Below are 12,681 nucleotides of genomic sequence, written 5' to 3'. Positions count from 1 at the left end.
GCGATGTACATACAGATGGCGTACAGCTGAATCCTGTGGCTGGAGGTATGAGAGATGCCGAATTTTTCATATAAAGCGCTGGGACGGGATGGAAAAGAAGTCCGGGGAGTGCTCCAGGCTGAGAGTGAAGCGGCAGCCGCTTCCAGAATCCGGGAAAACTATCCGATTCTTCTGAGCATCAGTCAGAAGAAAGAGAAGAAAAGACCTGATGACGGCAGTCTCCTGGAGATGGAGATCGGAAGCAGGCGGATCAAGACGAAGAAGCTGGCGATCCTGTGTTCGCAGTTTGCGATCACTCTTCATTCGGGTATGACCGTGGCGCGCGCGATGCGTATGCTGGCAGATCAGAATGAGGACAAGCGGATCCGGAAGATCATGGGGGCTGCGGCAGAGGAAGTAGCTGCCGGAAGTACCGTTGCGTCGGCGCTGGAAAAGTATAGCGACCGTTTTCCGCTCACGTTTATCGAGACGATCCGGGCAGGCGAGCAGTCTGGTACGCTGGAACACTCCTTTGACCGGCTTCAGAAGTTTTACGAAAAGTCCTACAAGACGACGGAGAAGATCAAGGGAGCGATGACGTATCCTTTGTTCGTCGTTGCGATTGCGGTGGTTGTCCTGATTATCGTCATGGCGAAGGTTATCCCGACACTGGCAGATGTATTTACCGATCTGGGCGGTACGCTGCCGCTGATGACGCGGATGCTGATTGCGACTTCCCATTTTTTCGCGAAATGGTGGCTGCTGATGCTGGCGGTGCTGGCGTTTTTGAAGATTGGTTCGCAGGTCTACGGCAATACGCCGCAGGGACGGATTGAGAAAGCAAAGATCATGTTATCCCTTCCACTTGTGGGCGTGATCAACCAGATGAACGGCGCAGCACAGTTTGCCAATACAATGTCGGTGCTTCTGGCAGCAGGTATCACGATCAATCAGGCGGTTGACACGACGGCGAAGGTTATGGACAATGCACTTCTGAGCGAGGATGTCCGCTCCATGCGCGAAGGAATCGAGCAGGGACGCAGTCTGGTGGAATGTCTGCGGGGAAAGAAATATTTCCCGCCGACGATGGTCGATATGTATTCCGTCGGAGAAGAAACCGGTGAACTCGAGGAGACACTGGACAATGTCGCCGATTATTACACCAACGAGGCGGATTACCGAATCCAGCGGCTTCTGGCGCTTCTGGAACCGACGATGCTGGTTGTGCTTGCGATTTTTGCGGGTATCATTGTAGTGTCGATTTATCTGCCTATCTTTACAATGTATGATCTGATGTAAGAATTGACTGCACACATGTGAAATGTGATACGGCAGAGGCTGGATGGCGCAGAGATAATTCTCTGTTCATTAATAAAATACTATACAATAAGGAGATTGATTTTATGAAGAGCTTAATCAAGAAAGTTCGTGAGAACAAAAAAGGTTTCACACTGGCAGAGCTGCTGGTGGTTGTTGCGATCGTGGGCATCCTGGTTGCAATTTCGATTCCGGTATTTACGGCACAGCTGAGCAAGGCTAGAAAGGCTACGAATCAGGCAAATATGAGAGCAGCGAAGGCGGCAGCGGTTGCTCAGTATCTGACAGACAGTGCAGATTCAGCTTCACAAATTGACTATGATTATGACATTAGTACAGGAGAGGCTTCTGTAGTAACGACACGAAAAGCTACTACAGAAACAACTATTGAAGATGTTGATGGAAAAGAAAAGTACAATTTGTTTAGTGTATCAATTGAGCCGAGTAAAGATGGAACAGCATCTACGGATAAAGATGAAATCAATGGTGCGATTATTAAACTGTATGTTGGAAAAAAATCAAATTAGTGTTCATAAATAACCACATACGTGGCAAAATGGATGGGTTTTTCCCATCCATTTTTGCTAAAAATATAAAAAGGTGTTAAAATCATTTTATTAAATAAGAATGATCCATACCGCACAAACCAACACCACCCACTAAAAGGTGTATTACTAAGGGGGAAGATAGCAGATGAAAAAGAAACAAGGCGGTTTCACACTGGCAGAACTTCTGGTAGTGGTAGCCATCGTGGGAATCCTGGTGGCGATCAGCATTCCGATTTTCACGGCACAGCGGAAAAAAGCAATCATAGCGACGAATCAGGCAAACATCCGCGCAGCGCGGGCGGCTGCAGTGGCGATGCTGTACGGAAGTGATGAAAGCCTGGAAAAGTATGAAAATCAGGCAGCCAAGGCGTACCGCTATTACCGTTATAACGTTCAAAAAGGCGAGATTGTCGATACGGCATATGGGGAGGGCACAAAGATCCAGGATGCTCAGGGGACGATTAAGCAGGTAAATGCGCTGGGACAGGAATACCGCCAGATAGCAAAAGAAGCAAAGACCCCATGTCCAGACATTCTGATATATATAGGAAATCCGGCAGTCAATCCGAACACGGCTCCGGTTCAGACCGCACCGTTTTATGAGGAAAATGGGAAACTTGGCGGGACAGAGAGAAATCCATTTGGACCGAAACCGGGGAGCTGGAAATAAGCAATTGCAGGAAACCAGACTTCTGCTAGACAGCTGATAGAGCAGATATGAGACGAAATCATAGACGGGAGAGAACGCGGCGATGCTGCATCAAACCACATTTTTAACGATTTACATATTAACTATTACATTTATCTTCGGCTGTGCCCTCGGCAGTTTCACAGACTGTCTGGCGGGGCGGATGCTTGCGGGAACTTCGATCCTAAAGGGGAGATCGCACTGTGATGCCTGCGGGCATGTGCTGGGCGTGCCGGATCTGGTGCCGCTGTTTTCGTGGCTGTGTCTGCGGGGCAGATGCCGTTACTGTGGGGCAAAGATCCCGGCGGAATCGTTCTGGGCGGAACTTGTCTCGGGGATCGCGTGCTGCCTGATCGTGTACCGGTTCGATGTTTCGGTGCTGGCACTGCGGGGGATGCTTCTGTGGATTGTGTTTTTGTGCCTGACGCTCACGGATCTGCATGCGTGGATCATACCGGATCGCCTGCAGGTGGCAGGAGTCCTGATTTTTTTCGGAACGGCAGTCTGTCTGCCGGAAACGGGCGCACAGATATTGCGTGGTGTTCTGACGGGGGCTGGCTTGTCGGGCGGTATGCTGGCACTTTCACTTTTATTTGAGCGCCTGACGGGAAAGGAAAGCCTGGGAGGCGGGGATATCAAGCTCTTTTTTGTGACGGGGCTGTACCTTCGTTCTATCTGGGAGGTATTGTTTTTTCTGATTCTCAGCTGTGTGCTTGGAATCGGATGTTCGTTGGTTTGGAGAAAGGGGAAAATCCCATTTGGACCGGCGATTGCGGTAGCTTTCTTTCTGATGCTTCTGTTTGGTGAACAACTGACAGGATGGTATAGGGGGCTGTGGCTTTTGTAAGCTGTACACGATAAAACTCTTTTAAGGGGAGTGCAGAGATGAAGAATTGTTTAGGAATTGAAATTGGACATTACCGTATCAAGATTGCATATGCGGAAAAGGGTGAACTGAAAGAGTTCATCAGCGAGCGGGTTCAGGGAATGGATCTGACCGATATGCACGTCTGTGCGGATTTGATAAAGGATTTATTGAAAGAATATGCGATCCGGTGCCGGAATGTGGTATTTGTCATCCGTCAGGAGGACGTGTATGTGCGGCGGTTTGAGATGCCGCTGATGACGGAAGAACAGCTCCGGCTGAATCTGCCGTATGAGTTTCATGACTATATCGGCAATGAGATGGACAAGTATGTTTTTGATTACGCGATGATTCAGACGAAAGAGAGGACGATGGATCTTCTTGGTGCGGCGTGCACGAAGACGCTGTCGCAGCAGTTTGAAAAGCTGGCAAAGATGGCGTGCCTGAAGCTCGTCGGCCTGGTCCCGGCGGTGCTTGGCCTGGAGCGGATTCTGGAGTATGCACAAGAGCGAAAGGATTACGCTGTTCTGGATCTGGGAACCCAGGCGCTGCGGATTCATTTCTTCCGTGAGGGGGTTTATGATATTACCCGTACCATGGAGCCGGGCTGTGAGGAGATCGAGCAGATCCGTTTGGGAGATAAGAACAAGATGCAGGAACTGGGAATTGAGGTGGAGGAAGAAAACCGCGAGGAGACCGACAAAGAAAAGATGGCGGCTGTGCTGGAGGAGCAGTACCGGACCCGCGCCGTCCAGGTCATGCGAGTTTTGAACTTTTATAGTTTCAACAATGTGAATAATACGATCGACAGCCTCTATTATTGCGGCGGAGGCGCACGATACGGGGAATTGATTGATGCGCTGAAAGAAACGCTGGATCTGCCGGTGCGGAGTGTGGCGGAGCTTCTGCCGGAGGTCTCTCTGGATGAGGAAGACGAGTGGATCGACAGCCCACAGGCATACGGTGTATTACTTGCATAAGGAGGAAGAGCGGTGGCTGATTTAAAATCAATCGCGAATATGCAGATTGGCGGTCCGAAGTATCCGAAAAAACGGCGCATCAATCTGTATCAGAAGCAGACTAAAAAAGGAAAAATAGCGGCGGAGCTGGGCGCGTTTGCCGTTTTTATGGTTTTTGTCTACGGATTTTCGAGATTTGGCGTAATGCTTCCCCTGCAGGAGGCAGACCGGGCAGAGGCGGTTTATGCGGCGACAGAGAAGGAGCTTCGTACATTGGAGAAATCCAACGAGGTGTACGGTGAGGTCCTGGCAGAGTACGCGCATTATGGAAATGGGTATCTGAATGAGGAAGAGAGTAAGCTTCCGGACCGCCGGATGATGCTGGATTCCCTGAAATCACAGATTTTCCCGCTGACGGCAGTTTCGAGTGTTTCGATCACCTCGGATCAGATGTCATTGGAAGGAACCATTCCCAATGGTACACTCTTTCCGCAGCTGGTCCGTGATGCACAGGCGGATCCGAATGCGCGCTATGTGACCGCTTCGCTGGAGGAAACAGTGAAGAAAGATGGCGAAGAGAGAGTTCTGGCATCTTTGAAGCAGGTGGGAGTGTCAATGGCTGTATTTTTTAACGAACCAGAAGAGGGCAAAGAAGAATGAATTCGTTAGGGAAATATGTATTAACAAAAACACAGAAAATAGTGCTGCTGGTTGTAGTCTTTGCCCTGATCGCGGGCGGCTACTATGCCGGATTTTACCTGCCGGTGCAGCGGCGGATTGAGGTGGCGGACACGGCGGAGCTGGATGCCCAGATTCAGCTGGAGCAGATGAAAGCGATGCAGATCCGGCAGATGGAGGAAGAGATCGAGGAAAACAAGGCATCGAATGCGCCGATGGTTCCGGCCTACAATCATTTCAAGACAGAGACGGAGGAACTGAACCGTATTTTTGCGAATGCGTATGATTTTACTTTCCAGTATTCAGAGCCGCAGGTGGACGGAATGGAGATCCGCCGCGCGATGAATATTTCTTTTACGGCAGATTCGTTTGATCACGCTGTTTCAATGCTTCATGAGGTGGTCGAAGGACCATACCGCTGTCTGATCGAGGATCTGAGCATTCAGGATGATAAAGATCTGGAAAATGAAGAGTTAGAGGATATCCGCATCCACCCGGTGGCGGTGGCGTTCCAGCTGACCTATTTTGAGACCCGCTACGATGCGGAATCGGAGGAAGGCCTGGAGCTGGAACCGGAGGAGACGCAGGCACCGTCGGGACTGGAAAATGCGGATGTGTCGAACCTGCAGCGTTCGGACCTTGAGACAGCGGCAGAGGCGGCGCTGGGAGAATAAAGCATGAAAAAAGCAGAGAACAGTGAAAAACGCCCGGAAATCTGGAGGCAGGTTTTCATGCGTATGAAAAATCAGGATGGCGCCAGCTTGATGGCGGCGCTCCTGTTTTTTGTGTTTTGCGGGGTAGGCGCGTCGATCATTCTGGCGTCCGCCTCTGCATCGGCTGGTAAGATCCGGAATCTTCCGGGAGAAGATCAGAAGCGGTATGCGGTGGACTCGGCGGCGGTATTTCTGCGGGATGAACTGCAGAAGACGGAGAATATAGTCAAGATCAAGGAAGTGATCGTGCATGACAGCCGGGAAGACGAGGAAGACGATGAGGATGATTTTTACTGCTACTACGTCGGCAGCCGGAAAAACACGGATAATGAGGCGTCGTGGCAGAAGTTCTATGGAACGGATTCGGATTTGTCAAGCCTAGAGAGTGGGAATAGCGCGATTCTCGATTCACTGATCGTGGATATTTATAGAAATAATGAGTATCGGAAGCTGGCAGACGGGGACGATGCGTCGGAGGAAGAAATGGCGTACAAAGATTTTACCCTGTCAGTGAAGAAAGACGGAACGAGCGGGAACACGATTGACCCGTTAAAGACCAGTGTACGTCTGTGGATGACGAATGATTATAAAATCAAGGCGGTTATCTCAGATACAGTAACGGCGGATGACAGGAAGGAAGAGCGGTGCGAGAAACGGCTGGAGCTGGAAGCAGCACATAGCTCCGAGAGGAAGAAGGTCACAGTATCGGGCGATGACGATTCCTACACGATCACGACGACGACCATCATTACGACGATCCGCTGGCAGAACGGAACAATAGAGAAGGAGCTGCTGCAGAATGATAAGTAGAATGAAATGGGCAGCTGGAAGAAAGCTGCGTGCCAATGCGGGAGAGACGCTGACAGAGGTACTGATATCGGTTCTTGTGATTGCACTGGGAATGACGATGTTTCTGAGTGCATTTCTGGCGTCCGGCAGGATGCTGCAGCAGGGCGAAGAGCAGATGGCGGGCTATTATGACAGCCGCAATCAGCTGGAGAACAACCGGACAGCGGAACAGGCGTCGGGCAGATATGTTCTGGAGCTGGAGGCATCTGGAACCGGCGGCATGAAGAAAAGCCTGGCGTCAAATGCCTACCAGACAGGCACACAGACGAATTACCGGACGGGACAGTATCCGATCGTGCTGTATGTGAGCCAGGCTGATTCGGATGCAGAAGAGGAAGAGGTAAACTTACAAGATCTGCTTTACAGATACCGATAGAGGAGACAGAGATGGGACAGGAGAGAAGTGAATGCCGTAGATGCAGAAATAGGCATTGCAGGCAGCAGAAACAGACGGCATCCAAGGGTCACTGCAAGCTCTTTTCAGTATGTCAGAAAAAACTCCGGTCAAAGAACGGTATGACGCTGACGGAGCTGCTGGCGGCGATTGTGATTCTCGGCATGATCGGCACGGTGCTTGGGGGCGGCGTGATGATGGTAAAAAATGTTTACCAGAGGACGCAGGATCAGGCAGATGCAGAGCAGGCGCTGTCGCTCACGGCGCAGCTGATGACCGATGAATTTGCCAATGCGCTGGAAGTGAAAAATTCTGCTGGGACTTCCGAAACAGGAGAAATGGTAACACCTCTTTTGCGGAGTGGAAACAGCCACCTGTGGCTGCACTTTAGTGCGACAGACTGGTCTGGCACGGGCATTGAAAAATGGTATGGGGATTATACTTACGATGATGCGTATAATAAGATACCTCTGCTGACGCAGGCGGCGATCTCGGATGAATATTATACGGCATTTGATGGCTATACCTATTCGGAGGAGACGGCGTGCTTTACGGTTCAAAATCTGGCGATCTACCGGAAAAAAGATACGATGGGAACTTCCCGGAAAGCGGTGGTAAAGCCGATTAACCTGACCGTGCGTGCGGTCAACCTGGATCAGAAATAAAATTAAAAGAGGAACGAGGACAGATGGAGCAGAAGAGACAGAACAAACAGAAGAGAAGGGCGGCGTTTACGCTGGCGGAATTTTTGACGGTGATTGCGATTGTCGGTATTCTTGCCAGTCTTTCTTTTGTTGCGGTGATTCATTACCAGAGAAAGCTCCGCCGTCTGGAGATGGATCAGACGGCGAAGGAGATCTTTCTGGCGGCGCAGAATCATCTGACACTGGAGGTCTCCAGTGGGACGATTCCGCGTCTGCTCCATATGGAGGCACAGGGGGAATTTTCAGACGATCAAAAGCAGGCAAAGCTGGGAATTTCGGTAGATAATACAGTGCTGGCGGAGGAGAAAGAGGGAAATATCTACGGGGTTCTCTATGTGCCGGAAAAACAGGAAGGGCAGCCTGAATCGGAACAAGAAGAGTCTGGCGGTGAGATGGCGCTGGCATCTGCGAATGGGACCGAGGAGATCCGGCAGCGCCTTCTTCCGTTTGGATCGATTGATGAGACCGTCCGTGGAGACGGGAGCTATCTAATTTTCTATGATGCGGAGGCGGGACTGGTCCGCGAGGTGTGGTATTCGGATCATTATCAGTTTGTGCAGACAGATATCGGAAGCGAGGCACTTCTGGCGGCGGCGTCTGATGCCGGAAAACGGGAGCGGTTTACGGGTGCTAACTCCAATTATAAGGATCAGAAGCTGCCGATCGGATATTACGCATCAGGAAATCTGGAAGTTCCGGAACTGCCGGTGGAGAAATTCGAGGCACCGACAGTGAAATTGGTGAATGATGATATTTTATATGCGGAAATCGGGGATCCGAATAAAAATGAACATTCGCTGAGCCTGTTTGTAAAGGGAGAAAAGAGCGGTACAACCGGCTACATCGAGATCAATGCCCCGGGAAGCAGTCGTTCGGCGCGTGTGGCGAAGGTGTCCGGAACTTCGGGCGATTCGGATGGAACGTATCAGGTCATTCTGGATGATATAACGGCGCCAGCCGGCACGGGCGGAAGTACAGGATTCAAATTTATGGATTTCAACCAGCCGGCACAGACGGATATGACATTTCAGCAGGATGAAAGAGGTTTTGCCTCCTTTATTCCGGGCGAAAATATCTTTGTGTACGCGCAGGTTTTCAACAATGAAGCGCTTTCGCAGGTTAAGACGAGCAATACAGATTCAGGCAGCAGCCTCTTTGCATCGATCGGTACGGACCGAAGCGTGGGGATCGGCAGCTTCCGCCATCTGGAAAATCTGGATGAGAGGGTTTCAGGCTGGGATCCGGATCAGCTGTACACGGGAGCGGTGACTACGCCCAAAACGGTTACGGCGATGCAGAATAGCGATTTGACCTGGAAAGCGGGAGAAAACACTGCGGACGAGAGCGGTTACTGCGGACATGTGGCGAAGCTGCATACGGCATTTGGATCGAATTTTTTGAATCAGAATGCGGAAACCATCTCGATTGCCTACCGGGTGACGGATGAAACGAATGCAGATCGGACGAACCCGACGGCACAGACATATACCACGGAGTCGGGAAGCTATCTTCCGCTTAGCCTGCCGTATCCACTGGACTATCAGGGAAATACATACCGGATTGATGGTCTGCAGGTAGGAAAAACGGCGGCAAGTTCAATCACAGCAGTAGATGGGACGGGCGGACTGTTTGGAACGGTAACGCAGGATATGAGGGTTAAAAACCTGCTGATCCGCCAGCCGGTGGTCCGGACGAAGGAGAATGCAGGCGCTTTGATCGGCGCGGTGACGCCGGGAACGGATTCCCGGGGAACTATAAAGCTGCCAACGGTGGAAATTAAAAAGGTGCAGGTGGAATATCCACAGGTGCAGGCAGAGCAGACTGGCGCTTCCGCCGGTGCGTTGATCGGCACATCTGAGGGCGGCAGTCTGACCGTCCAGGATGCGCTGGCGGAGAATCATTTCCGTGATAAGCTGGGAAGCAGCACAGAAAAAGCAGCCGATCTGAAGCTGGAGGAAGAAAGCAAATACCGGATCCGCGCTTTAAAGGGAACGGCGGGCGGCCTGATCGGCACGGCAAAGGGGAAAATTTCCCTGACCGACAGCGCAGCGGCGCTCTATGTGGAAGGTATGTACGCCGGCGGTCTGGTCGGAACTGCTGAGAAAGCAGCAGCTGTAGCCGCCGCAAGCGGTTCCACGGTGCAGATTCAGAGCTGTTATGTCGGCGGTCATACAGCAAACAAGAAGTTTGATACCTCCCAAAAACCAGGGAATGGGGCAAACGCCAATACAGCCTTTGAGAATCTTACCGGACGTTATAACGTAGCGGCATATACCGGCGGATTCGCAGGAGGTCTCGCCGCACAGCTTCCGGCAGACAGTCAGATAGCGAATACATATGTGTCGGCGTCGGTGTATTCGCCGACGGCTGAGGAAAAATCGGATGAAACGGAAGGTGGAACTGGTACAGCGGCGGACGGAAACGGCAATGAAACTGAATCGGACGACGAGAAAGAGGCGTCGGCACTGAAGGCATCCGCATTTGTTGCGTTTTATGATTATGCAAGTAGAACGAATGGAATACTTCCATCGGAGACGAGTGGTACGGGGACGAACAAAAAATCAGTTTATCCGGGGTGCTATGTGTGCAGTAAGGTGAATGAGAAGTATGTGCTTGCATATGACAAGGCTCTTGCAAGTCTGTTTGGTGTAAAGGATCCGAATGCAGATAGCAGTGAGGAAGAAAATAAAGATACGGAGGAAAAGCGGAATACATATCCGTATGATCCGGAATTAAAGAAGGCAGAAATACTGATTTATCCGATGCCGACGATCCAGAAAGTAGCGGAAAAACTTGCTGCGCAGGACGCTTCAAAGGGATTTTCGTGGTTTCTGAATAACCATGTCGGGGACTGGGACAAGGGCGAGAACGAAGAGGCGCTGCATACTGGAAACAGGCTGTATATCAATTATGTCTCTCCGTCTCCGCTTGAAGAAAATCAGAGAATACATCTGATATTTTCGATTACCGGCGAATTGAGCGGTAAAACGATGTGGTATGTTCTCCAAGTCAATACTGGTGATTTGCAGGAAAATACTCTGAGAACGGGATCGAAATTTTGCTTTGTAGATACGAAAGAGAAAGCTGCCAGCTGTGCAGAAAATGAGGCAAATGGCAGTTGGACGAGCTTTGCTGCAGAAAACAGGGTAAATCGTTTTGAAATAGGCATAACGGAAGAGAAAAAGTTGAAATTGCGTTTCTATCTGGATGATTTATCACGTGAGGGTGGAAATTTCTGTAGTCTGGGTACCTGGGGAGGTTATCAGCCGGGCGGTTACATAAATGGAGAAAATGTTATCGTAAAATTGAGCGAGGATGGCTATCCGCCGACAGAAAATACAAAGCTCTCATACAAGTTCAACAGCTGCTTTGCCGATGTAATTGAACGAAATGGTGATGGAACGGATACCTATACGGTTAAGGTCGCCAATGGACGTCATCTGCAGAATCTGAATTTCTGCGGAGAAGGCTATGGTGGTTTAAAGATCACACGGGTCATTCAGACCGATAATATTCTCTGGCAGGAGGATGATTCGATTACCTCACAGACGGAAGCGTATTGTAAAGAGGTGAAAGATGCATACGGAAAGATGACGATCTACAGTCCGGGAAATTCCAAGTATGAAGGTGGAAGTTTCTGGCCGATTAACAACCCGGATATTATCTCTTATGATGCGGAGGTGGATGAGAAAGAAAAAGCAAAACTGGGTGAATGTTATACGATTGCAGGCTTAAAGATAACTCCTGTTGCCTGGAATGGTGCGGCTTTATTTCAGAAGACGGATCATCTGACGATATCAAACTTGAATCTGAAGGATCCGGACATTTCCTGTCAGGGGCAGAATACAGCAGGGCTGGTGGCGCAGGCAGGCACTTCGGCGGACAGCTATCTAACGATTAAAAATATCCATATATATGGAGAAGAATCCCGGATTTCTGGAACGCTGGCAACAGGCGCGGTGGTTGGAAGCACGAACAGTGGCAGTCTGACACTCGACCATGTAGTTGTAGATGCACCGACGCTGCAAATAAGTGGAGGAAAAACCGGAGGCTTGATCGGGGAAGCAAAAGTAAGTGATTTAGTGATGAATCACGTATATGTTCCAGGAAAAAATGCACGGATACAGGGAACCGATGCTAGCGGAGGTCTGGTCGGCTTTGCCGAGAGCTCTGGTCAGATGAAGTTGGAAAACAGCTTCTTCTCTGGGTATGTGGATACAACTGGAACCGCCGGAGGTTTGTATGGATACCTGAAAAACAACCAGAATGGCGGAACTGCCGGGAAAGAATTCAGCATTGAAAACAGTTATGTCGGCGGACGGAACCGCTCTTACGGTTATACGGAAAGTGGTGCGGAAGTGCTGTCAGATAGAAAGAATGTGTCAGGCGGCAGGTGTGCCGGAGGCCTCGTGGGGTGGATGGATGGTCCGATTTCGGTAATACAGAGTTTCAGTGCAGCGGATGCGTGTGGAACGAATACATATAATGCCATCGCAGGCGGTTTATTTGGAAAATATGATTCTGCAAAACTGGTTCTTTCGAACTGCTACACAACAGGAAGTGTGAAAGCGGCTGGAACCTCAATGTTCCTTGGACACTATATTGGTCAGTTGAACAATACCTGGTGGTGGGGGCCAGGAGCCCAGCTGGAAGCTGGCATTCTTTCGGTCCCGGAAGAATGCTGGTATCTGCCAAAGCTAAGCGACGCAATCATTGGCGCACCTTATGTGGACAGCAGCTCTGTAAAGGACAGCTATTCCAGTATTACCAGGACAGGTGCCGCTGACCTGTCGTCCAAAACAGGCACCAATGGCGTTGATCAGACGATCGCAATAGATGATTCTCTGCAAGGAAAAGCATATCCATATCCAATTTGGACGATCTATGAACCAACAGTTTGGCAGACTGGCACACGCCTGTATGTGGGCGACTGGGATTAGGAAATTAAGAAAAATTAGAAAACGATTGAAAACTGGAAACAGGCGCT

General features: G+C 50.2%; 11 protein-coding genes. All 11 read left to right on the top strand.

Going from position 1 to position 12,681, the window contains the following annotated elements; all coding sequences use genetic code 11:
- Positions 1-54: 54 nt before the first annotated feature.
- Entirely contained in the window at positions 55-1,278 is a 1,224-nt protein-coding gene (locus tag DXC57_RS02425; RefSeq protein WP_118651004.1) for a type II secretion system F family protein, read from the top strand.
- A gap of 104 nt (positions 1,279-1,382) precedes the next feature.
- Positions 1,383-1,823 carry a prepilin-type N-terminal cleavage/methylation domain-containing protein gene (locus DXC57_RS02420; protein WP_118651002.1) on the top strand — a complete coding sequence of 147 codons (441 nt, stop codon included), beginning with the start codon at positions 1,383-1,385 and terminating at the stop codon, positions 1,821-1,823.
- Positions 1,824-1,989: 166 nt separating this feature from the next.
- Complete coding sequence (locus DXC57_RS02415; RefSeq protein ID WP_118651000.1) at positions 1,990-2,514, top strand: type II secretion system protein; 525 nt, start codon at positions 1,990-1,992, stop codon at positions 2,512-2,514.
- 82 nt (positions 2,515-2,596) lie between these two features.
- Entirely contained in the window at positions 2,597-3,379 is a 783-nt protein-coding gene (locus DXC57_RS02410; RefSeq protein WP_118650998.1) for an A24 family peptidase, read from the top strand.
- Between the two features lie 38 nt (positions 3,380-3,417).
- The gene (gene pilM, locus DXC57_RS02405; protein ID WP_118650996.1) at positions 3,418-4,377 is read left to right on the top strand and encodes a pilus assembly protein PilM; all 960 of its coding nucleotides are present in this window, start codon (positions 3,418-3,420) and stop codon (positions 4,375-4,377) included.
- Between the two features lie 12 nt (positions 4,378-4,389).
- Entirely contained in the window at positions 4,390-5,016 is a 627-nt protein-coding gene (locus DXC57_RS02400) for a hypothetical protein (RefSeq protein WP_118650994.1), read from the top strand.
- Positions 5,013-5,708, top strand: a complete 696-nt coding sequence (locus DXC57_RS02395; RefSeq protein WP_118650992.1) for a hypothetical protein — start codon at positions 5,013-5,015, stop codon at positions 5,706-5,708. The genes DXC57_RS02400 and DXC57_RS02395 overlap by 4 nt, the downstream gene beginning before the upstream one ends.
- A gap of 3 nt (positions 5,709-5,711) precedes the next feature.
- Positions 5,712-6,557, top strand: coding sequence for a hypothetical protein (locus DXC57_RS02390; RefSeq protein ID WP_118650990.1), 846 nt, complete (start codon positions 5,712-5,714; stop codon positions 6,555-6,557).
- The gene (locus DXC57_RS02385) at positions 6,547-6,972 is read left to right on the top strand and encodes a hypothetical protein (protein WP_147354069.1); all 426 of its coding nucleotides are present in this window, start codon (positions 6,547-6,549) and stop codon (positions 6,970-6,972) included. Before DXC57_RS02390 ends, DXC57_RS02385 begins: the two co-directional genes overlap by 11 nt.
- An 11-nt stretch (positions 6,973-6,983) precedes the next feature.
- Positions 6,984-7,655, top strand: a complete 672-nt coding sequence (locus DXC57_RS02380; RefSeq protein WP_118650986.1) for a type II secretion system protein — start codon at positions 6,984-6,986, stop codon at positions 7,653-7,655.
- A 23-nt stretch (positions 7,656-7,678) separates the two neighbouring features.
- Positions 7,679-12,634: a prepilin-type N-terminal cleavage/methylation domain-containing protein gene (locus tag DXC57_RS02375; RefSeq protein WP_118650984.1), complete on the top strand. Its 4,956-nt coding sequence runs from the start codon at positions 7,679-7,681 to the stop codon at positions 12,632-12,634.
- The last annotated feature ends 47 nt before the right edge of the window (positions 12,635-12,681 follow it).

It is taken from the genome of Clostridium sp. TF06-15AC (assembly GCF_003481165.1).
GTDB lineage: Bacteria > Bacillota > Clostridia > Lachnospirales > Lachnospiraceae > Otoolea > Otoolea fessa.
This window is presented reverse-complemented; position numbering and strand designations above follow the sequence as displayed.